The sequence below is a fragment of the Rhizobacter sp. P3_C12 genome (assembly GCF_056402735.1).
Genome location: NZ_JBFUGW010000603.1, coordinates 1 through 1,204, shown reverse-complemented (window position 1 = coordinate 1,204; position 1,204 = coordinate 1). Strand labels below are relative to the sequence as shown.

At 61.3% G+C, this 1,204-nt stretch carries 2 protein-coding genes; one reads left to right on the top strand and one right to left on the bottom strand.

Annotated features, from left to right (window positions below):
* Nucleotides 1-484 (bottom strand): tyrosine-type recombinase/integrase (locus tag AC1DXV_RS34865; RefSeq protein ID WP_477938080.1); only part of this gene is annotated, 484 nt, incomplete at its 3' end.
* Between the two features lie 210 nt (nucleotides 485-694).
* Between AC1DXV_RS34865 and AC1DXV_RS34860 the strand changes: the two genes are divergently transcribed.
* Nucleotides 695-1,027 carry a hypothetical protein gene (locus AC1DXV_RS34860; protein ID WP_477865491.1) on the top strand — a complete coding sequence of 111 codons (333 nt, stop codon included), beginning with the start codon at nucleotides 695-697 and terminating at the stop codon, nucleotides 1,025-1,027.
* Nucleotides 1,028-1,204 lie beyond the last annotated feature (177 nt).

Sequence of the window (1,204 nt, the reverse complement as noted above, 5' to 3'; positions counted from 1 at the left end):
CCTTCGTCCTTCGCATCAAGTGCGTCCCGTAGTCGGCGCGATCCAGCCCCAGTTCATAGACCCAGTGCCCGAGGATTCTGGCGTACTGGCGAGTACCGAGATGGAGCGATTCATGGAGGCGGCTCGGAAACAGAAAGTCCTCCGGCTTCAGCCCAGCGAGCTTGATCCAAGCCTGCACGGCATCTCGGGCGGCCGGCGTGATCTCGAACTGAACCGGGCGCTGGGTCTTGTGCTGGACAACGATGGCGCGCGCGGCCACCTGATCACCGTGACACACATCGCGGACCTTCAGGCCGACCAGATCGCAGCCGCGCAGCTTGCTGTCGATGCCGAGGTTGAAGAGTGCCAACTCACGAACCCGGCCTTCCATCTGCAACCGGACGCGCAGGGCCCAGATGTCCCTGAGCTTGAATGGCGCTTTTTGCCCGACGAGCTTGCCCTTGTTCCACGGTTCGCGATGAACTGCGTTTCCTGCAGTGCCCATGATGGTCTCCCATCGAGTTGAGGGCCACGAAGGATGCGCGCGGTCACCGCTTGCACTTGCTCTGAGCCGCACCCCTGGTGGCGTAGCCTCCTATGCTGAAGGGCAGCTTTGGAGCGGTCTGGCAAACTCACGCTGCCGGCCAGTTGCTGCCGGTCGCCAAGGGCTGCTTTCGGGTAGCCTACGAGTCACGCTGCATCGCACAAGGTTTTCATGAAGCTTGAACTCCACAAGCACATCCGCGCAAGCATTCTCGTCAGCTGGGTCGTAGCATGGAACGTCCTTCTGGGCTTGAGCATCTGGCTCAATGGGGGCCTTGGTCAGGAGCAGGTCTCAATAGCGGCATGGCCGACAGTGATCGCTTTCCTCGGTTCCTGCGCCTTCTGTCTTCTGGTTCTGTTCTCATCGGCCACGCGGTCGTGGACGCTGAAGCCCACAAGCCAGATCGCTGCAATTCGCAATGGGCTTTGGTTCGTCGCACTTCTGACAGGTGGCATGGGGCTCGCCACGCTTTATGGCTTGCTGATCGAGGCAGCGCGTCCTTAACAGCAGCCGTTGTCGGCCAGATGCGGCCAGACGTGAACGGCGGCTTTTGGATAGAGTGACCCCAAGGCTGCGAGGCTGATCTCTGCGGGGTTCGGCCGCTCAGACCCTGGCGAGGAAGGCCGCCGCATCACCCGCTTCGCACTTCCAGTCTGCGAAAACCCCGACCAGATTSCATTC